This is a genomic window from Companilactobacillus metriopterae (assembly GCF_004117915.1).
GTDB lineage: Bacteria > Bacillota > Bacilli > Lactobacillales > Lactobacillaceae > Companilactobacillus > Companilactobacillus metriopterae.
This window is the reverse complement of the sequence record NZ_RSTD01000001.1, coordinates 678,130-701,184: the sequence shown is the minus strand read 5'-3', so window position 1 is coordinate 701,184 and position 23,055 is coordinate 678,130. Positions and strand designations below refer to the sequence as shown.

26 protein-coding genes are annotated in these 23,055 nt (G+C 31.5%); 22 read left to right on the top strand and 4 right to left on the bottom strand.

What is annotated here, in order from left to right; translation table 11 throughout:
• Positions 1 to 4 precede the first annotated feature (4 nt).
• The 7 genes from EKN01_RS03525 (at position 5) to EKN01_RS03495 (ending at position 6,235) form a co-directional block, all read left to right on the top strand.
• Positions 5 to 568, top strand: a complete 564-nt coding sequence (locus tag EKN01_RS03525; RefSeq protein WP_164966355.1) for a hypothetical protein — start codon at positions 5 to 7, stop codon at positions 566 to 568.
• Between the two features lie 2 nt (positions 569 to 570).
• A complete protein-coding gene (locus tag EKN01_RS03520) occupies positions 571 to 960 on the top strand; it encodes a hypothetical protein (protein ID WP_129044998.1) in 390 nt (129 codons plus the stop codon).
• The gene (locus tag EKN01_RS03515; RefSeq protein WP_129044997.1) at positions 960 to 1,340 is read left to right on the top strand and encodes a hypothetical protein; all 381 of its coding nucleotides are present in this window, start codon (positions 960 to 962) and stop codon (positions 1,338 to 1,340) included. Before EKN01_RS03520 ends, EKN01_RS03515 begins: the two co-directional genes overlap by 1 nt.
• Before the next feature lie 4 nt (positions 1,341 to 1,344).
• Positions 1,345 to 2,478, top strand: a complete 1,134-nt coding sequence (locus tag EKN01_RS03510; protein ID WP_241685237.1) for a GH25 family lysozyme — start codon at positions 1,345 to 1,347, stop codon at positions 2,476 to 2,478.
• Between the two features lie 190 nt (positions 2,479 to 2,668).
• Complete coding sequence (locus EKN01_RS03505) at positions 2,669 to 3,178, top strand: hypothetical protein (RefSeq protein WP_129044996.1); 510 nt, start codon at positions 2,669 to 2,671, stop codon at positions 3,176 to 3,178.
• Between the two features lie 413 nt (positions 3,179 to 3,591).
• Complete coding sequence (locus EKN01_RS03500) at positions 3,592 to 5,058, top strand: glycosyltransferase (protein WP_129044995.1); 1,467 nt, start codon at positions 3,592 to 3,594, stop codon at positions 5,056 to 5,058.
• A 1-nt stretch (position 5,059) separates the two neighbouring features.
• A complete protein-coding gene (locus EKN01_RS03495) occupies positions 5,060 to 6,235 on the top strand; it encodes a nucleotide sugar dehydrogenase (protein ID WP_164966354.1) in 1,176 nt (391 codons plus the stop codon).
• 74 nt (positions 6,236 to 6,309) lie between these two features.
• Here EKN01_RS03495 and EKN01_RS03490 read toward each other — a convergent pair whose 3' ends face one another.
• A complete protein-coding gene (locus EKN01_RS03490) occupies positions 6,310 to 7,536 on the bottom strand; it encodes a M20/M25/M40 family metallo-hydrolase (protein ID WP_129044993.1) in 1,227 nt (408 codons plus the stop codon).
• A gap of 62 nt (positions 7,537 to 7,598) precedes the next feature.
• A complete protein-coding gene (locus EKN01_RS03485) occupies positions 7,599 to 8,090 on the bottom strand; it encodes an aminoacyl-tRNA deacylase (RefSeq protein WP_129044992.1) in 492 nt (163 codons plus the stop codon).
• A 64-nt stretch (positions 8,091 to 8,154) separates the two neighbouring features.
• On the opposite strand from EKN01_RS03485, the gene EKN01_RS07800 reads away from it, so the two are divergent.
• From EKN01_RS07800 to EKN01_RS03450, 8 genes are all read left to right on the top strand, one after another.
• Positions 8,155 to 8,328, top strand: coding sequence for a hypothetical protein (locus tag EKN01_RS07800; protein WP_164966353.1), 174 nt, complete (start codon positions 8,155 to 8,157; stop codon positions 8,326 to 8,328).
• Between the two features lie 132 nt (positions 8,329 to 8,460).
• Positions 8,461 to 8,862: a hypothetical protein gene (locus EKN01_RS03480; RefSeq protein WP_129044991.1), complete on the top strand. Its 402-nt coding sequence runs from the start codon at positions 8,461 to 8,463 to the stop codon at positions 8,860 to 8,862.
• A gap of 71 nt (positions 8,863 to 8,933) precedes the next feature.
• On the top strand, positions 8,934 to 9,845 hold the full coding sequence (prmA, locus tag EKN01_RS03475; RefSeq protein WP_129044990.1) for a 50S ribosomal protein L11 methyltransferase: 912 nt from the start codon (positions 8,934 to 8,936) through the stop codon (positions 9,843 to 9,845).
• Positions 9,826 to 10,584 (top strand): RsmE family RNA methyltransferase, encoded by a 759-nt coding sequence (locus EKN01_RS03470; RefSeq protein WP_129044989.1) that lies wholly within the window; start codon positions 9,826 to 9,828, stop codon positions 10,582 to 10,584. Before prmA ends, EKN01_RS03470 begins: the two co-directional genes overlap by 20 nt.
• Position 10,585: 1 nt before the next feature.
• A complete protein-coding gene (locus EKN01_RS03465) occupies positions 10,586 to 10,927 on the top strand; it encodes a hypothetical protein (RefSeq protein WP_099974831.1) in 342 nt (113 codons plus the stop codon).
• A 20-nt stretch (positions 10,928 to 10,947) separates the two neighbouring features.
• Positions 10,948 to 13,179 carry a RelA/SpoT family protein gene (locus EKN01_RS03460; protein ID WP_129044988.1) on the top strand — a complete coding sequence of 744 codons (2,232 nt, stop codon included), beginning with the start codon at positions 10,948 to 10,950 and terminating at the stop codon, positions 13,177 to 13,179.
• Entirely contained in the window at positions 13,179 to 13,616 is a 438-nt protein-coding gene (gene dtd / locus EKN01_RS03455; protein ID WP_129044987.1) for a D-aminoacyl-tRNA deacylase, read from the top strand. Before EKN01_RS03460 ends, dtd begins: the two co-directional genes overlap by 1 nt.
• Positions 13,617 to 13,618: 2 nt before the next feature.
• The gene (locus tag EKN01_RS03450) at positions 13,619 to 14,245 is read left to right on the top strand and encodes an HAD-IA family hydrolase (protein WP_129044986.1); all 627 of its coding nucleotides are present in this window, start codon (positions 13,619 to 13,621) and stop codon (positions 14,243 to 14,245) included.
• A 12-nt stretch (positions 14,246 to 14,257) separates the two neighbouring features.
• On the opposite strand, the gene EKN01_RS03445 is transcribed toward EKN01_RS03450, so the two are convergent.
• A complete protein-coding gene (locus tag EKN01_RS03445) occupies positions 14,258 to 15,577 on the bottom strand; it encodes an N-acetylmuramoyl-L-alanine amidase family protein (RefSeq protein ID WP_129044985.1) in 1,320 nt (439 codons plus the stop codon).
• A gap of 320 nt (positions 15,578 to 15,897) precedes the next feature.
• Here EKN01_RS03445 and hisS point away from each other — a divergent pair, with 320 nt between their 5' ends.
• The 6 genes from hisS (at position 15,898) to EKN01_RS03415 (ending at position 21,872) form a co-directional block, all read left to right on the top strand.
• Complete coding sequence (hisS, locus tag EKN01_RS03440; RefSeq protein WP_129044984.1) at positions 15,898 to 17,163, top strand: histidine--tRNA ligase; 1,266 nt, start codon at positions 15,898 to 15,900, stop codon at positions 17,161 to 17,163.
• Between the two features lie 2 nt (positions 17,164 to 17,165).
• Positions 17,166 to 18,926: an aspartate--tRNA ligase gene (gene aspS / locus EKN01_RS03435; RefSeq protein ID WP_129044983.1), complete on the top strand. Its 1,761-nt coding sequence runs from the start codon at positions 17,166 to 17,168 to the stop codon at positions 18,924 to 18,926.
• Between the two features lie 112 nt (positions 18,927 to 19,038).
• Positions 19,039 to 19,476, top strand: coding sequence for a peptide-methionine (R)-S-oxide reductase MsrB (msrB, locus tag EKN01_RS03430; protein WP_099974824.1), 438 nt, complete (start codon positions 19,039 to 19,041; stop codon positions 19,474 to 19,476).
• Between the two features lie 6 nt (positions 19,477 to 19,482).
• Positions 19,483 to 20,001, top strand: coding sequence for a peptide-methionine (S)-S-oxide reductase MsrA (gene msrA / locus EKN01_RS03425; protein WP_129044982.1), 519 nt, complete (start codon positions 19,483 to 19,485; stop codon positions 19,999 to 20,001).
• A gap of 77 nt (positions 20,002 to 20,078) precedes the next feature.
• Positions 20,079 to 20,954, top strand: a complete 876-nt coding sequence (locus tag EKN01_RS03420) for a YitT family protein (protein WP_099974822.1) — start codon at positions 20,079 to 20,081, stop codon at positions 20,952 to 20,954.
• Between the two features lie 24 nt (positions 20,955 to 20,978).
• Entirely contained in the window at positions 20,979 to 21,872 is an 894-nt protein-coding gene (locus EKN01_RS03415) for a deoxyribonuclease IV (RefSeq protein WP_129044981.1), read from the top strand.
• Between the two features lie 11 nt (positions 21,873 to 21,883).
• On the opposite strand, the gene EKN01_RS03410 is transcribed toward EKN01_RS03415, so the two are convergent.
• Positions 21,884 to 22,711, bottom strand: coding sequence for a pyruvate, water dikinase regulatory protein (locus EKN01_RS03410; RefSeq protein WP_129044980.1), 828 nt, complete (start codon positions 22,709 to 22,711; stop codon positions 21,884 to 21,886).
• Between the two features lie 117 nt (positions 22,712 to 22,828).
• Here EKN01_RS03410 and rpsU point away from each other — a divergent pair, with 117 nt between their 5' ends.
• Positions 22,829 to 23,011, top strand: coding sequence for a 30S ribosomal protein S21 (gene rpsU / locus EKN01_RS03405; protein ID WP_010623558.1), 183 nt, complete (start codon positions 22,829 to 22,831; stop codon positions 23,009 to 23,011).
• Positions 23,012 to 23,055 lie beyond the last annotated feature (44 nt).

Sequence of the window (23,055 nt, the reverse complement as noted above, 5' to 3'; positions counted from 1 at the left end):
TGATATGCCAATAATGAATAATGGTAAGAAAACGGTTAACGTAAGGCAATATAACAGTTATGTTGCAAGTTCTATGAATGGTTCAAAAAAAATCTATACAGAAAGGATAAACTACCTTCCTTCTGGTACTGTAATCGCAAAAGACAATCTTTCAACTGGTGTTGTTCAAATGCGTTATAGAAATGTAAACAGAGATCTATTGGTTTATTTCAATAACAAATCACAAGTTGCTAATGATGGTTCTTATTTTAATTTTTCAGATTTAGCAAAGTTGCCATCTGGTTTTTCTACAAGTGGACCTACTAGGATTTCTATTGATGTGTTGAAATCAACGGGAAATTCAGGTATTAGTATTGGGCTAGACGCAAACTATGTTGTTAATTCTTGTCATTTTTACTATCAAGGTAATTATGATACAGGTGAACTGTACGGAAATGGAACTGGCGAATTAGGTGCATCATTAACAATACCTGGTAATATAGCTATGTCAGTTAAATTCAGACGTGGTAATTTCAATGTCTATACACCAGAGTTACGTGCCGATATAAGTAAGGTAGTTTTGGCTTAGATATGAAAAAAGTATTTTATAACTATAAGAAGAAATACATCTGGTTTTGGTTGTCGATTGCTACATTCAATTTGGCTGGATTTACTTCAACTGTTCCAAAGAGTTTTGATATATTACCAGACTATATTGGTGCATTAAAAGTAATTGATGATATGCCAATGGTTACGTTAGAAATAATCGTAGCAATTTTTACACTCTACACATCACTATTCCATATAAAAACAAAAGCAATAAAATCTATTCGAACTGCTTCAATGATGTTCGTTTGGGTTTTATTTTTTTTAGGTCTCATTTCTATTGATATAGCAACAGGGATATTTTCTTTAGGGTTGGGTTTCACTGTAGTGATTATTGGATTGATATTAGCCCACGCTTATATGGAGGGTGATTAATGGATTGGAAAAGTATATTACCCTCGCTAATTGCACTTGTTGGTGGTTATACAGGAGCAGCTTTCCAATTTAAAGGAATGACACGAGGTAGTGATGTCGATCTTTCGAAAGAGGTTAGGGAATCTGTAAAAGATTGGACAAAATTTCAAGACCAGTATTCTGGTATACAAAAACAGTTAACAAGTCTTGAAATTAAGTTAGCAACTCTTAGCAAAGAGAATATAAGTATAGTTGAAGAAAATAAAAAACTTATAGATAAAAACAAAGGGCTAGTTGAAGTTAACCAAACTCTAGTAGAAGAAAACAAAAAATTAGTTAAAAAGGTAACTGATTTAACAGATGCTTTCAATTTTTTAAATAAAAAACAAAAACGAGGTTAAAGATTTGAAAAAGAAAATGAATAGAATTTTCCTAGGACTAACATTGGTAGTTCTATTTTTTATGCAATCATCAACAGTTTTAGGTGCTAGAACTGATATGGTTGATGTATCTAATCACAACGGATATATGACAGTATCAAATTTCACAGATATGCGAAATAATTATGGTGTTAAGTCTGTAGTTACCAAAATATCAGAAGGAACGTATTACTCTGATTACACAGCAAGTAATAATATTGCTACTGCTCAACAAGCAGGACTGTATATTAACGGTTATCACTATGCCAAATATACTAATGAGACACAGGCTGTTGCAGAAGGAAACTATGCAGGCGCACAAGCTCAAAAAGCAGGTCTACCTGTAGGCGCTGTGCTAGTAGCAGATGTTGAAGATTCCTCACAATCAGGTGTAAGTAAATCTCAAATGAATGCTAACAATACTGCATTTATGAATACTGTCAAAGCATATGGTTATAGAACTGATGTCTATACTATGGGTTCATGGGTCGGTTCTAAGATGGATATATCAAATGGCACAGGCTGGATTGCATCTTATCCATACAATGCTAGTGATAAGAACTGGTATACCAATAACAACGCTTGGCAATGGGGAAGCACTTATACATTCACTGGATCATATGGTAATTTTGATGTTTCTCAATTGAACAATGATTTTTACACTGGAGGTCAACCCGCATTAGTTGATACTAATTCTACAATTAATAATATTGTTTCTGTTAAAGGAGATAAGTATGCTGCATACTCAACTGTTAAAGCAGATGGTTCTTTAAATTACGGAACTGATGTAGTTTCTGGTACAAATTGGGTATCAGGTGGAATTTATCAAATCAATGGTAAACCATACTTTGCTATCGGGTTAACCGAGTATCTGCCACAAAGTTCAACAACATTTAAAGATAAAGTAGTTATTAATTACAGATCTGACTATGGTGTTCTTGCTTATAATTCTAAAGGTGAAGTAATAAAAGATAGTAACAAACGCTTCACTGGTGGTACTGAATGGAAAACAGAAGATAAGTTAGTTCACATTAAAAATATTGGTTGGTCATATAAAGTGGCTACCGATGAATATATCCCTGTAACTTACATGCAAGGTTCAGGATATACCGGCGAATAAATAATATTAAGGAGGTAAATACACATGAGTTGGGAAGAATACATTAAAGCTGGAATGTAATACGTAATTTAATATTGATAAGTTGTTAGATGCAAAAAAAGAACCTCTACCTTAATTGGTAGGGGCTTTTTATTTTATCTAATAATAGTTATAATTTAAGTATTAATTTAAGTAAGGAACTTTGAGTTTAATGAATTATAGAAATTTTGCTAAATTTATAATAATATACAGTATTTTGTATTATTTTATTTTTGTTCTATTAAGTGAAAATGCAGTAATAGAAATTTCAAATATATTATTTGAATTAGGAACATATATAAATATTGAAAGAACTTTAATCATTATATATATAATTATTTTTACGGTATATCTAATATATGGTCTTTGGACAAATAAATTTTATAATTATTCAATTTATTCGGAAGAAAATATTAAATTATTAGGTAAAACTTTTTTATACTTCATGTTCCTAGAGGTTTTTATTTTAGTTATGTATGTAGGAATATCTGAAAATTCAATTATTACTGAAAAAATAACCATTACTTTAGGAATTATTATTTTATTATGGAGAGTTACAGAATATCTAAAGAGTCATGATATAAGGGAAAGTTTATTAATAAAAAATATATTAGTAATTTTGCCAATAATCTTTTCAATTGTTGCACTGGTTGTTAGCATTTTAACTTTTATTTATAAATAAATTTAATTTAATTGCTTTGCACACATTTTGCACAAAAAAGAAATATAGGTTGATAATACAATACTTTCAAATCCTGTATCTTCCTTAATCAGAAAGTTCATATACCTGTAAATGGTATATGGGCTTTTTTATTACAAAAATTATTACAAATTAAATTAATATGATAATAAAAATTAAAATATAATTAATAACAAATATATATTATGAAAAAATTTAATTTTTTGCATAAATACTGTTAAATTAGCGATTATATTGTGGTAATATAACATCAACATAAAAAGAAACATCTGAATTTATTAAAAAAACTGATATAAATTTTAATTTTTATGGCAGAAAAGTGAAATTTATTTTTTGAAAACAGAATATATTGATGTTATTTTTGTGAATCTGTGAGCAAAAAGGTGGGGTTCCTTATGGGCTGGGTTTTTATTGGATTCATAATTTTATTACTCTTTTGCATTGGGGTGCTAATAAATAAGAGTGGAAAAGAATCGCAGTTGATCTATCAAGATCGTAAGAAAGCTATAAAGAAGAAAAGATTCGAATACAGACTTCCTAAGTCACAATTAGTTATATTTCCTATAGGGGAAAAAATAATAGATATAACTACATTTATCTTTATAGTTGGATGTTTAATATATCAAGTAATTAAGCTGTCTCGTGGATATTCATGGACTGGACCTTTTATTATAATTTCCTTTGGATGGATGGCATTTATCATTCTTTCTGCATGTTTGAACGTGGAGTACAAAGGTAATATACCAGACTTAAAAAAAGTGGTTATTATTCCCGTATATAATGAAGATCCAAAAATTGTTTCTGAAGTTTTAGATAGTATTATAAATCAGACCGTTCCTGTAGATTACATCGCTGTAATGGAAGATGGTTCTGATTTACAAAATAACGTTTCTGAATTAGTTAAGAAAAAGGCCCGTGAAGCTAACGTTAATATTTACTACAAATATATTGAAAATTCAGGTAAACGTGTAGCACAGTCACACGCATTTAAGCGTTTTATGGACTATGCAGATGTATTTATTACTATAGATAGTGACACTATCCTAAAAGAAGATGCAATTGAAAAGGGGATTCTACCATTTAACGATGACCGTGTAATGTCAGTTGGTGGAACATTATTGAATTACAATAGTACTAATTTTTTAACTAAGGTTACTGGACTAGGATTTGTCTCGTCATTTACAAATGGACGTTCAGCTTGGTCTAAATGGAAGGCAGTAGCAGTTAATTGTGGAGGCCTAGCATTCTATCGAAAAGATGTAATTAATCAATTTTTAGATGATTATTTAAATCAAGAAATATTTGGAGAAAAAGTCAATTTTGGTGATGATCGCATGCTTACTCAATATGCATCACTATTAGGAGATACAGTCTTTCAAGAGTCATCAATTGGCTATACAATGTTACCTGAAAAGTTTAGTCATTTGACTCGTCAACGTGTTAGATGGTGGAAAAGCTTCTGGTGGGGCGGAGTCTGGTTATTAAAAAATCAGAAAATTTCTGAACCTGTCTGGTGGTTAACACTTACGCAGTATATTTCTTTTGTTCTTTATTCTGTAATTTTGCCTTTTGTTTTGATTATATTTCCAGTTTTAAATCAAAAGATACCTTTTGAAGTAGTATTTTACGTAATTATTTTATCTTATGTAAGAAGTATTAGAACTTTAAAAACTAATCCTTTGAATATGACTAAAACTAGACAATTTTTAGAATTTTTAATATTGGCACCATTGAGCACAATCATAAACTTTTATTTATGTTCAATGCTTCAAGTATATTCACTCTTAACACTAAGACAGTCAAAAAATTGGGGAACTCGTCAAAGTGTCGAACTAACTTTAGATCAAAATGGGGGAAATTAACATGGCACATAAAATAGCTATTATTGGGTTAGGATATGTTGGATTAGCAAATGCATTAGCACTATCTCTAAAAAATGAAATTATAGGTTTTGATATTGATCAAGAAAAGATGAACTTATTAAAAAATGAAGTCTCAACACTGAAAGAATCTAGAGCTGTTGAAATCATTAAGAATAACGATAATTTAACTTTCACAGATCAATTTGTAGATACTATAGATACAGATTTTATGATTATTTCTACACCGACAAATTTTGATGTTGCAACGAGTGCATTTGATACACAATCAATTGAAGATACAATTGATAATGCATTGGAATTGAATTATCAAGGAACATTTATTATAAAGTCGACTGTTCCGGTTGGTTTTACAGAAAAACTAAAGAAATCAAAGAATATAAAAAATATTCTTATGGTTCCGGAATTTTTAACAGAAAATCATCCAGTTTTTGATATCTTTAATACTTCACGAGTTATTGTTGGTGGGGAAGATAAAGAGTTATCAGAAGAAGTTGCAGAAATGTTCATAGAAATCTCAGAAAAATCTCCATCAAAATTGGTTGGATTTTCTGAAGCAGAATCTATTAAACTGTTTTCTAATGGCTACTTAGCTATGCGAGTTGCATATTTTAACGAAATTGATTCCTTTGCAATGGCAAATGGGTTGGATTCTGAAGCATTGATAGATGGTATTTCGTTAGATCCGAGAATTGGAGAAGGGTACAATAATCCATCATTTGGATATGGTGGCTACTGTTTGCCTAAAGATACAGCACAAATGCGCATGGAATTCAAAGGAATTGAGAGTCCTCTAGTGGATAGCATTGTTGAATCAAACCATGACCGTAAAATTTTTATATCACAAGAAATTAAAAGTAAGAATTTACAAAAAGTTGGTTTTTACCGTCTAATCATGAAAAGTGGATCTGATAATTTCAGATCTGCAGCAATTATAGATATTTTGAATCAAGTTTCCAAAGATGTTGAAACAATAAATATCTATGAACCAATGATGACAGAAAAACAAATGTCTCTTCTTCCTGAAAATATTGTAATGATAGACGATTTGGAGAAATTCAAATCAGATTCTGAATTAATTGTTGCTAACAGAATTGATGATCATATAAAAGATATAGAAGATAAGATATTTACAAGAGACATTTTTCATGTTAATTAAAGAGATCGTGAGATCTCTTTTTTTTGATTTAAATATAAATAAAAAAACTAAGTGGATTATTTCCACTTAGCTTTTTATTTTAAATAATTTTTTGCAATTAACTTATAAATTTCAATGAAATCAAAATAATCTTTTTCTTCCATAAATTCATTTATTTGATGTGCTGTTTCATTACCAGGACCTAAAACAACAACATGAAGATTAGGATTTTCTTTGAAGAATTGAGATGCGTCTGTTCCACCTGGTGCACCTACAAGTAGTATATCTTCATTAAGGACTTCTTTTGCTGCAGATCTTACTTCAGCTAGAAATTCAGAATCTAGTGTTGTTTTAACTGGCCAGTTGCTACTTTGAATGATAAGTTCAAGATTCATTTTGGGATCAGAAGTATTAAGATCATCAACAATTTTTTGAAGTCCTGCAATTATTTTGTCATTATCATATTCTGGAATTGTTCTGATTTTTCCTTTTAATGTAGCAATATCAGGAATTGTATTTCTTTGGTCACCAGCATCAAATATCGTAACAGAAGGGGAAGTATTACCTAAAATATCATCTTTATATCCAATAATTGTATTAAAATACTCTTTTTCTTTATTGTAGAAAGTAACCAAGTTATCAATAGCATTGATTCCTAATTGAGGCATTGAGCTATGCGCAGAACGTCCATGGGAGATAACATCGTAATCAAGAGATCCTTTGTGTGCACAAAAAGCTGAGTGACGGCCATAGTCAGTTGGATTAGGTTGGGGAACTTCTAAAAGTCCACTTTGAATAAGCTTATGAATGGTTTCTATACTTGAAGCATTACTTGGCTCACCAACTATTAAAGCATCTAAATCGTTAGCAAATCCTTCTTTAGCCAATTGTTTTGAACCAATTTCTCCCAGTTCTTCACCAACAGTTGCAATAAACTTGATATTGCCATGAAAGTCTTCGTCTTCATTTAGTTCAATCATTGCAATTGCAAGTCCAACGAGTCCACCTTTCATATCAGTGACTCCGCGGGCAAAAATTTCACCATCAATGTGAGTAGGTTCAAATGGATCGTTATTCCACTCACTGTCGTTAACTGTGGCAACAACGTCTTCGTGGCCAGTGAACCCAAGGATTTTGCCTTCACCCTTTGTTATGGAAGCAATAAGATTAAATCTATTTTCATCGACTTTATCATATTCTGATTCAATTCCATGTTTCTCAAATAGTTCTTTTAGGTAATCAGCGACGGCTTTTTCATTACCATTAACCGTTTTTATCCGAAGAACATCATCCAATATATTTAATTTTTCTGACTGATCCATTTTCTTTCCTCCAAATATTTATATTCCATATTTTAGTATTAATTAAAATTATTGCAAAAGTTTTATTCTGGTTGATCTACTGCAAAATCCCCAAATTTACCATCTACTGATTTTGCTAAATCTTGAGGATTAATCAGAACAGAAAATCCAACTTTACCAGCAGATACTATTATTTTGTCAGCTGTTTTTGCATTATCATCAAAATAGATGGGATAATTATGTAAAGACCTAATTCCTACAGGACTATTTGCACCATGTTCAAAACCACTTGTTTTAATCAAATCTTTTAAAGGGACCATGCCAACTTTTTTATTTCCTGATATTTGAGCTAATTTTTTATAACTTAAATGCATGTCTAATGGAATAACACCTACAATAGGTCCTGTTTTATTTCCTGTTAAAACTAAGGTTTTATAAATTTTGTATCCGTCTTGCATAGACTTATCAATAACACCATCAGTTGTTTGAAACTCAAGTGGTGTATATTCAATGTTTTGTTTATCTAATATTCTTTCAACTAAAGTTTTAGAAATTTTTTTATTTTTTTTACTCATAGATTAACAATGCCCCTCTTTTCTTTTATAATAATAACATTAGATAAAAATTGAGGTAATAATCATGGGTCTATTTAATAAAAAGAAAAAAACCACACTGGGTAATACCCAAAATGATTTTAGTAAGATGACTCAAGCATTCAAGAAGGATCCTGCAAAACTCCAAAAGGCACAAGAGTTATTTAAGGATAATAAAGATCTTCGCAAAAAATCAACAAAAGATACAGATAAGAAATAACCTATCTATCATTAAGATAGGTTATTTTTTTATCAAAAAACTTAAACATCATTTTCATCTTATGATTGATATAAGAAATTTATATGGATATAATTAATATATAAATAACTAAGAATAGAGGTGTTGATAATTATGATGACAATAAAAAATGAAAAACAAATTATTGACGCAAATATCTTCCTTGAAAGATTTTTGACATATAGAGATATATTTTCAGAGTACTTTAAAACAATTAAAGTAATAGACAGTGGTGAAGCTCTGACTTATGAAAATTATCAAAGGCTAGAAGACAATTATATTTGGAATGTAAAAAAACTTATGATTTTTTCAAGTTCATTTATACACAAATATAATCTAGAAGGATCAGATATTGCGAATAATTTAAATGAATATTTTGTGGTATTAATTGACGGTATGCAAGGCATTAACTTTGAAAAAAATACTGTTAATTATGATAAAATCGAGGAGTCAAAAAAACTAATAGAAGAAAAATCTATTAAATTTAGAGAATCTTTCAGTTTAATTCTTCAATAAAGACGTGAATACGTCTTTTTTTTGTTGTGTTTTTTTAGTAATCTATTAATAACACAAAAGGGGATGTTAATATGATTTGGAAAAAAATTAGCGTTCATATTCCTAAAGAATTTAATTATGAAATTATTACAAACATCTTTGAAGAATGCGGTGCAAATGGTACAGAATTTGTAGATTCAAATTCAGACTTTAATGAAGTTAATACATATTTTGAAGAACAAAATTTTGATAATAATTTTGTAGATAATTTAAAAGGAAAAATACAGGATTTGAAAAAGTATCAATTTTCAGTAGATGATATTAAAATTGTAGTATCAGATATGGACGATGCTGAATGGAAAGATTCATGGAAAGAGTATTATCATCCAGTACAAGTAAGCAGATTCTTGACTATTGTACCTAGTTGGATTGATTACCAACCATTTGATGAAAAAGAGAGCACTATTTTAATCGACCCAGGTGAATCCTTTGGAGCGGGTACTCATCCTACAACATTTACATCTTTACAGGCACTTGAAACAATATTGGGTAATTCTAAGTCGTTATTTGATGTAGGTACGGGAACAGGTATTTTGGCAATTTATGCCAAAATGCTAGGAGTAAACGATATAACTGCATTGGACATAGAAGATAATGCAATTGTAATGACCAAAAAGAATATTTCACTTAATCCAGATTGTAATGATATAAAGGTTTTGAAGAATTCTTTATTAGATGGAATTGATGAAACAGCTGATGTAATTGTAGCTAACATTTTGTACAACATATTAGAAATCTTCATTCCAGATATCGATAGCCATCTAAATGAAAATGGTTATGTAATTTTGTCCGGAATAATTATAGAAAAAGAGCAGTGGATTACTGATTTAATGAGTGAGCAGGGTTTTGTTGTATTAGAGAGCTTGCATTTAAATGGATGGACAACGTTAATTTGTCGCAGAAAAATAGAGATAGAGGCAGAAGATGGAGCAATACTTCGTTAATAATATTATAAATAGCAATCGGTACACAGTTGACGATAAGGATCTGTTCAAACATATTGCGGTAGTACTTAGACATCAAACGGGTGATGAACTATTTCTAGTAGATCAATCTAAAGCATTATTTAAAGCTATTATTGATCAGATCGATGTAGATGGAAAACAAATTATATTTAATGTTGAGAAAGATAATAGACCATCTACTGAAATGCCTGTAGACGTGCTTGTTGCTTGTTCGTTATCAAAAAAAGACAAAGTAGAGTGGATTGCTCAAAAATCGACTGAATTAGGTGCAAAAAAAATAATATTATTCTCCTCAAAGTATTCAATTATGAATTGGAAGAGTAATATAGTAGAAAAGAAAATATCTAGAATAAATGAAATTGTAAAAAATGCCGCACAACAGTCCAAACGAAGAATAATTCCTGAAGTCATTTATTACTCTTCTATGAAAGATCTTTTAAAAGAATCAGCTGAAAGTAAAATTGTGGCATATGAAGAGTCAGCTAAAGATGGCGAACAATCTTTGATGGCCAAAGAATTAGCAAAAAAACCGAGCTCAATAATAGGAGTTTTCGGTCCAGAAGGTGGTTTTGCACCTGAGGAAATAGATTTGCTCAAAGAAAGTGGCTACATGGCTGCTGGCTTAGGACCCCGTATCATGAGAGCAGAAACAGCACCAATGTACTTCTTATCTGCAATTTCTTTTAACTACGAATTACAACAATTAGGAGATAATTAGAATGAAGGATTTATATAACCGTCTAAGTAAGTCAAAAACTGTATATATGTTTTTAACAGCATTAATATTGGTTTTTATTTTGCCATTAATATTTACAGTATTTCATATCTCACAATCTGACCGTATTATATGGTTATTCTTTATTGTAAATATAATTTTTTCAGGCTTCACTGGATGGTTTGCTCATAAATATGAATTATCATTTTATAATCTAATTATTTTCCCACTAATATTTATTATTAGTGTCTTCATACAACATGGTCAATATGGTTATTATTTAGCAGGTATTTATTTAGTCATAAGTCTTTTGATTTATTTTGTATTTAATCAGAACAAAAATTAAATGAATGGGAAGTTTAATTTATGAAAAAAATAGACGATTATACACCCGAACAGGTTCTAGATATATGTAAAGAATATATGAATGAAGAGCATGTAGCGTTTGTTAATAAAGCATACAATTTTGCTGCGTATGTTCATAAAGAACAAAAAAGAGCTTCTGGTATTCCATATATAGTTCATCCAACTCAAGTTGCCGAAATACTGGCATCTTTGAAAATGGACCCATATACAGTTGCTGCAGGGTATTTACACGATGTTGTTGAAGATACAAATATAACGCTTGGAGATGTTGAAGAACTATTTGGTGAGCAAGTAGCTACTATTGTTGATGGTGTAACAAAAATAAGTAAATTTAAATATAGCTCTCATCAAGAAGAATTAGCAGAAAATCATCGAAAAATGTTGCTAGCAACTTCCAAGGATTTGCGAGTTATCATGGTTAAACTGGCCGATAGATTGCACAATATGAGAACATTAAAAGCACTAAGACCAGATAAGCAAAGACGTATTGCAACCGAGACAATGGAAATATACGCTCCATTAGCTGATAGATTAGGTATTAGTAAAATTAAGTGGGAGCTTGAAGATTTATCACTTCTATATATAAATCCTCAACAATATTATCGAATTGTTCATCTGATGAACAGCAAGCGTGATCAACGTGAAGAGTACATTGAAGAAGCTATAGATTTCATTAAAGGTGCTGTTAACGAGTTAGGTATGAATTACGAAATCTATGGTCGACCTAAACATATATATTCAATCTATAAAAAAATGGTTGATAAACACAAGCAGTTTTCCGAATTGTATGATTTATTAGCTATAAGAATAATGGTTGATTCTGTGAAAGATTGTTATGCCATTTTAGGTTCAATTCACTCAAAATGGAAACCAATTCCGGGAAGATTTAAAGATTATATTGCCGTACCTAAAGCCAATGGTTATCAGTCTTTGCATACCACAATTATCGGACCAGGTGGACAACCTTTAGAAGTACAAATTAGAACATTCCAAATGCACGAAGTTGCTGAATACGGTGTGGCAGCACACTGGGCTTATAAAGAAGGTAACTTTGAGGGTGCAAATATTGACGAAAATGAACAAAAAATAGATCTATTTAGAGAAATCATTGAACTTCAAGAAAATTCGGAAAATGCTTCAGATTTTATGAGCTCTGTTAAAGGCGAAATATTTAACGATCGAGTTTATGTATTTACACCTCAAGGAGAAGTTGTTGAACTTTCAAAAGGCTCTGTTCCTTTAGATTTTGCATATCATGTTCATACTGAGGTTGGTAATCATACTGTTGGTGCAAAAGTTAACGGACGTATGGTTCCATTGAATTATCAACTTAAAAACGGCGATATCATAGAGATGATGACCAGCAATAATGCAAGTCCAAGTCGTGACTGGATTAATACTGCTTATACATCACGTGCTAAAAATAAAATTAAACGTTACTTTAGAATCAAAGATCGAGAAAATAATATAGAATTAGGTAAATCTTCATTAGAAAATGAAATTAAAGAAAAGAATCTTTCTAAAAGATATCTTGATAAAAGTCATTTAGACTCAGCAATGAAAATCTTTAATTTCACAGATATAGATGAACTCTACAATGCAATCGGTTATGGAGAACTTTCTGTTACTAACGTTATTCATAAAATAGTAAGTGAAGATCCAGAAAATAAAAAAGCTGCTGAACAAAAAGAGATTGATGAGAGAAGAATTTCAGAAGAAGAAACTTCTACAGCACAGACACCTAAAAAGGAATTATCACCAAGTAAAACTCCAGAATCTAACAAAGATTCAAGTATCAATGTGCAGGGTGTAGATAATTTGCTTACACGATTAGCTAAATGTTGTAATCCCATACCTGGTGATGAAATTGTTGGTTACATCACTAAGGGTAGGGGACTAACAATTCATCGTGCTGATTGCCCCAACATGCAGACAGAAGATGCTAAAAAGAGACATATGGCAGTAAGTTGGGATAATGTTACAAATGATAAGAGATATCTGGTCGAATTAGATATTTATGCATTCAACCGAAATGGCTTGTTGAATGATATTCTACAAGTTATTAATTCAACAACTAATACTTTGAATAACATCAACGGTCGTTTGGATACCAATAAGACTGCGGTTGTTCATGTAGTTGTCGGTGTGAATAATAAAGATCACTTAGATACTCTAATATCAAAAATTAAAATTATTCCAGACGTTTATGAAATAAAGAGGACTGTAGATTAATGAAAGTAGTTATACAGAGAGTTAAATCTGCTAGTGTCTCAGTTGATAACAAAGTCCTTGGTCAGATAGATCAGGGGCTTTGTTTGTTAGTGGGATTCACAGATTATGACAATCAACAAACAATCAAATACATTGCAAGAAAAATAGTCAATATGAGAATTTTTCAAGATCAAGATAATAAAATGAATAATTCATTAATAAATGAAAATGGCAAAATCTTATCTATCTCTCAATTTACTTTACTAGCAGACACTAGACATGGTAATCGTCCTAGCTTCACTGAAGCAGGTGATTTTGAAAATTCAAAAGAATTGTACAATCGATTTAATGAAGAGTTAAGAAAATATGATATTAAAGTTGAAGAGGGAGAATTCGGAGCAAATATGCAAGTGTCAATTCTGAATGATGGACCCGTTACTATAATTTTGGAGAAATAATAATGCAATCAGCAATTGTTTGGGATTTTGATGGCACCATTGCCGATAGTTATCCGGGAATGGTAAAAGCCACACAGTATTCATTGGAAAAAAACTTTGGAATAAATATTAGTGAATCAGAGATAAAGTCAGAAGTAATAAAAACTTCAATCAGGGATTATGTTTCAAACTTGCTTTTAGATGAAAATAAAGTTACTGAATTTTATAAAAACTATCGTATTCAGGAAAAAAACTTTCAAAATCTAATTAGATTGTATCCAGACACTATCGAAACTCTAGATTATTTTAAAAAGGAAAATATTACTCAATTTATAATCACACATAGAGATAATTCAATTTTTGATGTTACAAAAAAATTAGGTATTGATAATTACTTTGAAGAAATAGTTAGTGTTTCAGATAATCACATTAGAAAACCAGATCCTGAAATGTTAAATTATTTGATTTCAAAATATTATATTTCAAGTCAACAGCTATGGGTAATAGGGGATAGAAAAGTAGATATTGATTTCGGAAATACCGTTAATGCAAAGACAATTCTAATTAGAAATAATGAGAAAACTAATTCTACCTATCAAGTAAAAAATTTAACTGAAATAATGAGCATAATAAAAAAAGACACATTATAAATGTGCCTTTTTTTATTTGAAATATTGTTTTAATCCAGCAACAACATCACTGGCAACTTTTTCTTTATAAGAATCTGATTTTATTTTTTTATAATCAGATTTTGTATTTATGTATCCTAGCTCTAGTAAAACAGCTGGTTGACTATTGTAATGTAAGACATAAAGATCTTTTTGTTTAACACCTTTATTGTCAATTGGTAATGTATTAAGTTGATTATCAATTGAAGTTGCTAGGTTTTTGTCTTTATCTGCATAGTAATAAGTAGTTACACCAGAACCATCATTGTTTGATTCACTAGAATCAAAGTGCAAACTTATAAAAGCATCAGCGTTTTCTTTACTTGAAAGACGAGCTCTATCACCAAGTGTCTTAGAATCATCACCTGATCTAGTTAAAATTACACGGGCACCAGTTTTTTCTAGTTCTTTTTTAATAGCTTTTGCATAGGCAAGGGTATATGTTTTTTCGTACTTACCATTTTCTGATTCAGCACCTACATCATCGCCACCGTGACCCGCATCTATTACAATTGTTGATTCTGAGATTGTGGATGCAGCGGTTTTAACAGCACTTTTTGAACCGGAAATTGTTACTACCCAACTAGCAACATAACCAACAGATCCATCAGAATCTCTTACTTGATACCAGTCACCATCTTTACCTAAGTAATCAAATGTTTTTCCCACTTGAACAGTCTTCACTATTCGTCCAGAAGAATTAGGATCAATTCTTAATTTTGTATTTGCCTGAGTTACAGTAACAGTTTTTATATTAGAGTTACTATTAGAAGATTTTTTGTTATTACTTGTGCTCGAATGAGTCGAATCTGTTGTTTCAGAAGTGTTTTCTATGAACTCACTCTTAACCCACGCAGCAGTGCCTTTATATAAAATTTGTGTCCAATCAGATTCTTGGTATAGGATAGCAACTTTTGTAGATTGGTTAGCAGTTCCTAAAACATCGCTGGAGGCACTGGCAGACTTGAAGATAGTTGTGTTAGGCACTTTAATAATACCGACTTTATTAGTTGTTGAACTAACGTCAGTATTGTCTAGCAACCAACTGGCCACCCAACCAATCTTATCTCCAGCTAATCTAACTTGATACCATTTATTCTTTTCTGAAATAATTGTTAACTTGTCACCTTTTTTTACTTGTGCCATATTTGAATAGGAGAGACCTGGTCCAACACGGACATTCACAGAATCTGATCCGACAACTACAGTATTAGCATTGGCAAGTACTACAGTTGAAACACTAGACACTAAAAGTAAGATAACAATAATGATAAACAATCTATATTTTTTAATTAATTTTACAATCTCTTCCATATGTTATATTTCCTTTAGGATTGCTTCTTAATATTAATAATACTATATTTTTCATAAAATTATTCACTGTAAATAAAAGATTTTATTCAATACTTGACAATCCTGATTAATTTAACTAAATTTAAATATATAAATACTGACAAATCAACTTACAGAGAATCTGATATTGGTGAAAACAGATAGTTGAAACTTGTGATGATTTTAAAGCGTATGACAGGCGTTAACTGTAGAAAAAAACTAGGTGGTACCGTGCAACTGCACCCTTGTCCTTTTATTTGGCAAGGGTGTTTTTTTGTGTGGTTATTAAAGGAGAACACAACATGAGATATCAAAAACCAAAGGGTACTATGGATATTTTACCTTCAGAATCTTATAAATGGGAATATGTTGAACAGGTAGCTAATGATATTTTCTCAAATTATAGATTTTCAGAAATAAGAACACCAATTTTTGAATCTTACGAAGTATTTGAAAGATCTTCTGGGGATACATCAGATATAGTATCAAAGGAAATGTATGATTTTTATGACAAGGGTGATCGCCACGTAGCTCTTAGGCCTGAAGGTACAGCAGGCGTAGTTAGAGCATTTGTAGAGAACAAGTTGTATGGACCTGAAAATACTAAGCCTTACAAAGTTTGGTATAAGGGACCTATGTTTAGATATGAAAGACCTCAATCAGGTCGTCAACGTCAATTTCATCAATTAGGTGTGGAAGCATTTGGTTCTGATGCACCAGAGTTAGATGCAGAAATAATTTTAATGGGAATTCAATTTTTAAATAAACTAGGAATAAAAGATATTAAAGTATCTCTTAATTCTTTAGGCGATCCTCAATCCAGACAAGAATATCATGAAGCACTTGTTTCTTACTTTACTCCATTTAAGGATCAACTGAGTGATGATTCTAAAGTACGTTTAGAAAAAAATCCTTTGAGAATTTTGGATAGTAAAGATAAAAACGACAAAGAGATAGTTAAAAATGCTCCTTCAATTTTGGATTATCTAAATGAAGAATCTAAAAACAGATTTGAATATCTTCAAGAACTATTAAAAGAAATGGATATTAAATTTGAAGTCGATTCTACAATGGTTCGTGGACTAGATTACTATAATCATACGATATTTGAATTTATAACAAATGATGAAGCCTTTGGTAATAAAGAAATTACTATCTTGGCAGGTGGTCGCTATAATGGTCTTGTTGAAGAGCTCGGAGGACCTGAAACATCAGGCATCGGTTTTGGATTAGGAATGGAACGTTTGATGCTTCTACTTAAAGAAGAAAATATTCCTGCTTCATCACAGTTAGATGTTTACATAGTTACAATTGGAGAAGTTGCTAACAAGGCATCTGTCAAAATTTTAAAAGATTTACGAGATAATAATATTTCTGCCGACAAAGACTATCTTGGTAGAAAAGTTAAGGCACAATTCAAGACAGCAAATAATTTAAATGCTAGATACACTATTACAATTGGTGATGAAGAAATTACCAATGATCTAGTGAATTTGAAAGACATGCAGTCAGGTGAAGAAATTAAGGTTTCAATATCCAATTTAGTTAAACAAATTAAGGGAGAGTAAGTATGAAGACACGAACAGATTATTGTGGAAATATTACCGAAAAATATGTTAATCAACAAGTTACATTAAATGGTTGGGTACAAAAAAGACGTAATCTTGGGGGACTAATCTTTGTGGATCTCCGTGATTACAAGGGTATTGTACAACTGGTGTTCAATGACGAGCATGAAGAAGCCTTGGCAATTGCTGATCAATTACGTTCTGAATATGTCATAAGTGTTGATGGAACAGTTCAGATGCGCGATGAGAATAATCAAAATGATAATTTTCCATCAGGAAAAATTGAAGTAATTGTAGAAAATATTGAAATATTAAATAAATCAAAAAATACACCTTTCGAAATATTAGACGATATTGAAAGTTCAGAAGAAACCAAGTTAAAATATCGTTATCTTGATTTAAGACGTCCTGAAATGCAAAAGGCGATCAGAACAAGAGCTCAAATCAAGCATTCTGTCCACGAATATTTATATGAAAATAACTTTATAGATATTGAGACACCTAATTTAACAAAATCTACACCGGAAGGTGCTAGAGATTATCTTGTTCCATCTCGTGTTTATCCAGGAAGTTTTTATGCACTACCACAATCTCCACAACTATTTAAACAACTACTGATGGTAGGTGGTTTTGATAGATACTATCAAATTGCACATTGCTTCCGTGATGAAGATTTACGTGGTGATCGTCAACCAGAATTTACACAAATAGATATGGAAACAAGTTTCATGTCAGCTGAAGAAATTCAAACCATGACTGAAGGCTTGATTGCCAAAGTTATGAAAGACGAAAAGGGAATCGATGTCAAGCTACCATTCCCAAGATTACAGTATAATGATGCAATGGCAAGGTACGGATCTGATAAACCAGATATTAGATTTGATATGGAATTGCAAGAACTAAATGATGTTTTTAAAGATAGCGAATTTAAAGTATTTAAAGGTGCTATTGATAATGAAGGACAAGTTAAAGCAATTGTTGTAAAAAATAATGCTGACAAGTATTCAAGAAAGAACATTGAAGCTTATCAAGAACATATCAAACAATTTGGAGCTAAAGGTTTAGCATGGGCTAAGTTTAATGACGATGAATTATCAGGTCCAGTTGCTAAATTTATAAAAGATCAAGAATCAGAACTTGTAGATCGTCTTGGGTTACAGAATAATGACTTAATTCTATTTGTTGCTGACAGAGCTAAGGTAGTCGCTGATTCCTTAGGTTACCTTCGTACAGCAATTGCAAAAGAACTTGAACTATATGACAAAAATGAGTTTGCATTTGTTTGGGTCGTCAACTGGCCATTGTTTGAATATGATGAAGGTATCCAAAGATGGACTGCTGCCCATCATCCTTTCACTATGCCTAACGAGGAAGATGTACATTACTTAGACGAGGATCCTCATAAAGCATATTCTCAAAGCTATGATATTGTTCTGAATGGTTATGAGATTGGTGGAGGATCTATCAGAATTCACGACATGGAAATTCAAGAGAAGATGTTGAAGGCACTAGACTTTACACCAGAAAGTGCTCATGAACAATTTGGATTCCTATTAGATGCCTTAGAATACGGATGTCCACCACATGGTGGCTTGGCAATCGGATTAGATAGATTTGCTATGTTACTTTCAGGAAAAGAAAATATTAGGGATGTTATTGCATTCCCTAAAAATTCTAATGCTACTGAACCAATGACGCATGCACCAATGGCTGTTGCAGAAGAACAATTGGTTGAATTGGGAATTGATGTTGTAAAAAAATAACTAATTTAAAAAGACATTCTATGTAGAATGTCTTTTTTTTAGAGCAAAAACATGGAAACCTCTACGATAGAGACTATACTTATTATTAAACTAATTTGGAGGTATCTTGTTTATGACAAAAAAATATGAAAAAAATCTTAAAAATCTTAGTGAAGAATCAATTAAGGTTACTCAAGATGCTGCAACTGAAAGAGCATTCACTGGAAAGTATGATGATTTTTATAAAAAGGGTATTTATGTTGATATTACAAGTGGTGAGCCTTTGTTCTCATCTGCAAAAAAATATGATGCAGGTTGCGGATGGCCTTCATTTAGCCAACCAATTGGAAAACTAGTTGAAAAGAGGGATTCTTCATTTGGTATGGAACGTACTGAAGTTAGAAGTGGTGACGCTGATTCTCATTTGGGTCATGTCTTTACTGATGGTCCACAAGATGATGGGGGATTGAGATATTGTATTAATTCTGCAGCACTGAAATTTATTCCTTATGAAGAGATGGATGAAAAAGGTTATTCAGAATATAAAAAATACGTTGACGAGGGAGAGTGACAAATTATGAAAGAAGATACAGCAATATTTGCAGGAGGATGTTTTTGGTGTATGGTACATCCTTTTGATCAGCAACCAGGTATAATTTCAGTAAGGTCTGGCTATACAGGTGGTCATGTAGAAAATCCCACATACGAAGAAGTTTCTACAGAAAAAACAGGACATACTGAAGCTGTAAAAATAACATTTGATTCAGATGTTATTTCGTATAAAGATTTAGTAGAAATATACTGGACAGTCACAGATCCAACAGACGCAGGTGGACAATTCCAAGATAGGGGAGATAGTTATAGACCCGTTATTTACTATAAAGACGAAGAGCAAAAAAATATTGCAGAAGCGTCAAAAAATGACTTAGCTAATTCAGGAAAATTTGATGAGCCAATAGTTACACAGATTGAACCTGCAAAACCATTTTATGAAGCAGAAGAATATCATCAAGATTTTTACAAAAAGAATCCAGAAAGATATCAACTTGAAGAATCTGGTGGAAGAGAGTCATTTATAGAAAAACATTGGAAATAGTCTTATTTATTTTTAATTTTGTGATAATATAAACTACATAATTATCAAAGATACTTAAGGAGTATTAATTACCTATTATGGATGAAATCGATAAACTGATTACTAGACATCAAAACTTGTCAAAAATTTCAGTGGCAATAATTTATTCAATAACTGTTTCTATTGCTGTTAATATGTTTTGGTCACCGGGAGGAATCTATGGTTCAGGTATCACCGGTGCTGCTCAATTGATTTCAACCGTTACTTCAAAAGCACCTGTTCATTTGACAACAGGTGTTATGTTCTTTGCACTAAATGCTCCGTTGTTTATACTCTCTTGGCTTAAAATCGAACACAAATTTACGCTATTTACTGTATTTACAGTAGTCTGCGCCAGTTTAATGATGCATTGGGTACCATCTATGAAAATAACCGCTGACCCTATTATCTGCGCTATTTTTGGTGGGGTTGTCAACGGGTTTGGTACAGGTATGGCATTGAGAAACGGAATATCTACTGGTGGTATTGATATTCTTGGTATTATTTTACGTAAAAAAACTGGACGTAGTGTTGGTACGATTAATATGATGTTTAATATTGTCATTGTTGTACTAGCAGGTGCCTTGTTTGGTTGGGTTCACTCACTATATAGTGCTATCGGTATTTTTATTAATGGTCAAGTTATTGACTTCATTTATAATAAAGATGAAAAATTACAGGTTATGATTGTTACATCAAAGCCTAAAAAAGTCATTGCTGAGATTCAAAATGAAATGCGCCGTGGAATAACTATTGTTCATGATGTTGAAGGTGCTTATAAACATGAACAAAAAACTATTTTATTTACAGTTATATCAAGAAGTGAGTTAGGCGATTTAGAAACGGCCATGGATGATTCAGATCCAAATGCATTCGTAAGTGTTACAGATACAGTAAAAATTTTGGGTCGATTCTATCAAGCTCATATCTATTAACAACAAATATATGGAGGAAATACAATGATAATTGGTTCCCATGTTTCAATGAAGGCTCCTAAGATGTTGGTAGGCTCTGCTGAAGAAGCAAAAAGCTATGAAGCTAACGCAATGATGATTTTTACTGGTCCACCACAGAATACCCGTAGAAAAGATATTTCAGAAATGAATATCCCTGCGGGTAAAGAACTTATTGAAAAATATGGTATTGAACATGTTATAGGACATGCTCCATATATTGTTAATCTTGGAAATACTGTGAAACCAGAGAATTTACCATTTGCTATATCGTTCACTCATGATGAAATTTTAAGAGCTGATGCACTAGGAATAGAAGCAATAAGTTTTCATCCGGGTGCTCATCTTGGAGAAGGTCCAGAAGTTGCATTAACTCAAATATCAAAATCGTTAGATGAAGCAATTATTCCAGATCAAAAAGTTTCCATTGCGATAGAAACAATGGCTGGTAAGGGAACAGAAGTAGGAATTACTTTTGAACAGTTGGCTTCTATCTTAGATCAAAGTAAAAATAGTGATAAATTATCGATCACTTTAGATACTTGCCATATCAATGATGCAGGTTACGATGTTGTTAATGATTTCGATGGTGTCTTAAATGAGTTTGATAAAATAATTGGTTTAGATAAACTTTCAGTCGTTCATTTAAATGATTCTAAAAATGAACAAGGATCTCATAAGGATCGTCATGAAAACATCGGTTTTGGTACTATAGGCTTTGACGTACTAAATTATGTTGCTCATCATCCTCAACTAGAGGATATTCCTAAGATTATGGAAACTCCTTATGTAAAAGCAGACGAGAATGACAAAAAAGGTTTAGCTCCATACAAATTAGAGATTGAGATGTTACGCAATCAAAAATTCAATCCTAATATGAAAACAGATTTATTCAAATAAAAAAACCGACCTTATAGGCCGGTTTTTTTGAATCCATTTATATTTAATTGTTCCATAATCAAAGCAGCTGTTTCTTCTATAGATCTATCTGCAACATTTATTACAGGGCAGCCAATTTTTTCATAAATTCCATTTGAATAATCTAATTCTTTTTGAATTTCACTTTCATCTGAGTAGACAGTATCAGGATTCAATCCATATGCAATCATTCTTTGTTTTCTTATTTTCATCAAAACATTCATATCATTAGTCAAACCAATGATTCTTTTAGGGTCAACTTCCCAGATTTCTTTTGGAAGTTCAGAACTTGGAACCAATGGCAAATTGGCAACTTTAATATTTTGATTAGCTAAGTAAAGTGATAGGGGACTCTTTGAAGTTCTTGAAATTCCAAGTAATACAAGATCAGCCTCAAGCAATCCTTTAGGATTTTTACCATCATCATTATTAACAGTAAATTCCATAGCAGAAATTTTATCAAAGTAATCGTCATTCAATCTGTGAGTCAATCCTTTAACTCTAAGTGGTTCTTCATCCATCTTTTCTGCAACTGCATTAACGATTGGATTTAGAATATCAAAACATATTAAGTTTTCTTTCTTACAGTAAGAGTCAATTTGTTCATAGAATTCTTTTGAAATTATTGTATGAAGAACTATCGCATCTTTTTCTTTTGCAGAAGCCAAAATAGCATCAATCTTTTCTTTTGTAGTTACAAATGGATATTTAGTATAATTTACTTCTAAGTTAGTAAATTGTGCAAGAGCTGCATGGGCTACACTGTCAGCAGTTTCACCCGCAGAGTCTGAAATTACAAAAATATTTGCTTGTTTAGTCATAATACCTCTCCTTATTGTAAAAAAATGTTTGAACATTAACTTCTTTTTGATATAATAACATATGAACTGTTATACAAGTAATGCAGTTACGTTTAAAATCGGAAGGAGGGATATCAAATGGCCAAAACTATCGTTCATGAAAATGAATCGCTTGATGATGCTCTTCGTCGTTTCAAACGTTCTGTTTCAAAGAGTGGTACTCTTCAAGAATACAGAAAACGTGAGTTCTACGAAAAACCAAGTGTTAAAAGAAAGCTTAAATCAGAGGCAGCTCGTAAGAGAAACAAGAAGCGCCGTTAATTAATTAGGTTAGAACATGTTTTATTATATGTTTTAACCTTTTT

Excerpts from the sequence above, each read along its gene's own strand:
- EKN01_RS03420 (WP_099974822.1), top strand. The coding sequence starts at position 20,079 with ATGGATGAAATCGATAAACTGATTACTAGACATCAAAACTTGTCAAAA.
- EKN01_RS03470 (WP_129044989.1), top strand. The coding sequence starts at position 9,826 with ATGGAGCAATACTTCGTTAATAATATTATAAATAGCAATCGGTACACA.
- EKN01_RS03525 (WP_164966355.1), top strand. The coding sequence starts at position 5 with ATGCCAATAATGAATAATGGTAAGAAAACGGTTAACGTAAGGCAATAT.
- msrB (WP_099974824.1), top strand. The coding sequence starts at position 19,039 with ATGACAAAAAAATATGAAAAAAATCTTAAAAATCTTAGTGAAGAATCA.
- EKN01_RS03505 (WP_129044996.1), top strand. The coding sequence starts at position 2,669 with ATGAATTATAGAAATTTTGCTAAATTTATAATAATATACAGTATTTTG.
- aspS (WP_129044983.1), top strand. The coding sequence starts at position 17,166 with ATGAAGACACGAACAGATTATTGTGGAAATATTACCGAAAAATATGTT.
- hisS (WP_129044984.1), top strand. The coding sequence starts at position 15,898 with ATGAGATATCAAAAACCAAAGGGTACTATGGATATTTTACCTTCAGAA.
- msrA (WP_129044982.1), top strand. The coding sequence starts at position 19,483 with ATGAAAGAAGATACAGCAATATTTGCAGGAGGATGTTTTTGGTGTATG.
- EKN01_RS03480 (WP_129044991.1), top strand. The coding sequence starts at position 8,461 with ATGATGACAATAAAAAATGAAAAACAAATTATTGACGCAAATATCTTC.
- EKN01_RS03410 (WP_129044980.1), bottom strand. The coding sequence starts at position 22,711 with ATGACTAAACAAGCAAATATTTTTGTAATTTCAGACTCTGCGGGTGAA.
- EKN01_RS07800 (WP_164966353.1), top strand. The coding sequence starts at position 8,155 with ATGGGTCTATTTAATAAAAAGAAAAAAACCACACTGGGTAATACCCAA.
- EKN01_RS03485 (WP_129044992.1), bottom strand. The coding sequence starts at position 8,090 with ATGAGTAAAAAAAATAAAAAAATTTCTAAAACTTTAGTTGAAAGAATA.
- EKN01_RS03490 (WP_129044993.1), bottom strand. The coding sequence starts at position 7,536 with ATGGATCAGTCAGAAAAATTAAATATATTGGATGATGTTCTTCGGATA.
- rpsU (WP_010623558.1), top strand. The coding sequence starts at position 22,829 with ATGGCCAAAACTATCGTTCATGAAAATGAATCGCTTGATGATGCTCTT.
- dtd (WP_129044987.1), top strand. The coding sequence starts at position 13,179 with ATGAAAGTAGTTATACAGAGAGTTAAATCTGCTAGTGTCTCAGTTGAT.
- EKN01_RS03495 (WP_164966354.1), top strand. The coding sequence starts at position 5,060 with ATGGCACATAAAATAGCTATTATTGGGTTAGGATATGTTGGATTAGCA.
- EKN01_RS03500 (WP_129044995.1), top strand. The coding sequence starts at position 3,592 with ATGGGCTGGGTTTTTATTGGATTCATAATTTTATTACTCTTTTGCATT.
- EKN01_RS03450 (WP_129044986.1), top strand. The coding sequence starts at position 13,619 with ATGCAATCAGCAATTGTTTGGGATTTTGATGGCACCATTGCCGATAGT.
- EKN01_RS03520 (WP_129044998.1), top strand. The coding sequence starts at position 571 with ATGAAAAAAGTATTTTATAACTATAAGAAGAAATACATCTGGTTTTGG.
- EKN01_RS03415 (WP_129044981.1), top strand. The coding sequence starts at position 20,979 with ATGATAATTGGTTCCCATGTTTCAATGAAGGCTCCTAAGATGTTGGTA.
- EKN01_RS03515 (WP_129044997.1), top strand. The coding sequence starts at position 960 with ATGGATTGGAAAAGTATATTACCCTCGCTAATTGCACTTGTTGGTGGT.
- EKN01_RS03445 (WP_129044985.1), bottom strand. The coding sequence starts at position 15,577 with ATGGAAGAGATTGTAAAATTAATTAAAAAATATAGATTGTTTATCATT.
- EKN01_RS03465 (WP_099974831.1), top strand. The coding sequence starts at position 10,586 with ATGAAGGATTTATATAACCGTCTAAGTAAGTCAAAAACTGTATATATG.
- EKN01_RS03460 (WP_129044988.1), top strand. The coding sequence starts at position 10,948 with ATGAAAAAAATAGACGATTATACACCCGAACAGGTTCTAGATATATGT.
- prmA (WP_129044990.1), top strand. The coding sequence starts at position 8,934 with ATGATTTGGAAAAAAATTAGCGTTCATATTCCTAAAGAATTTAATTAT.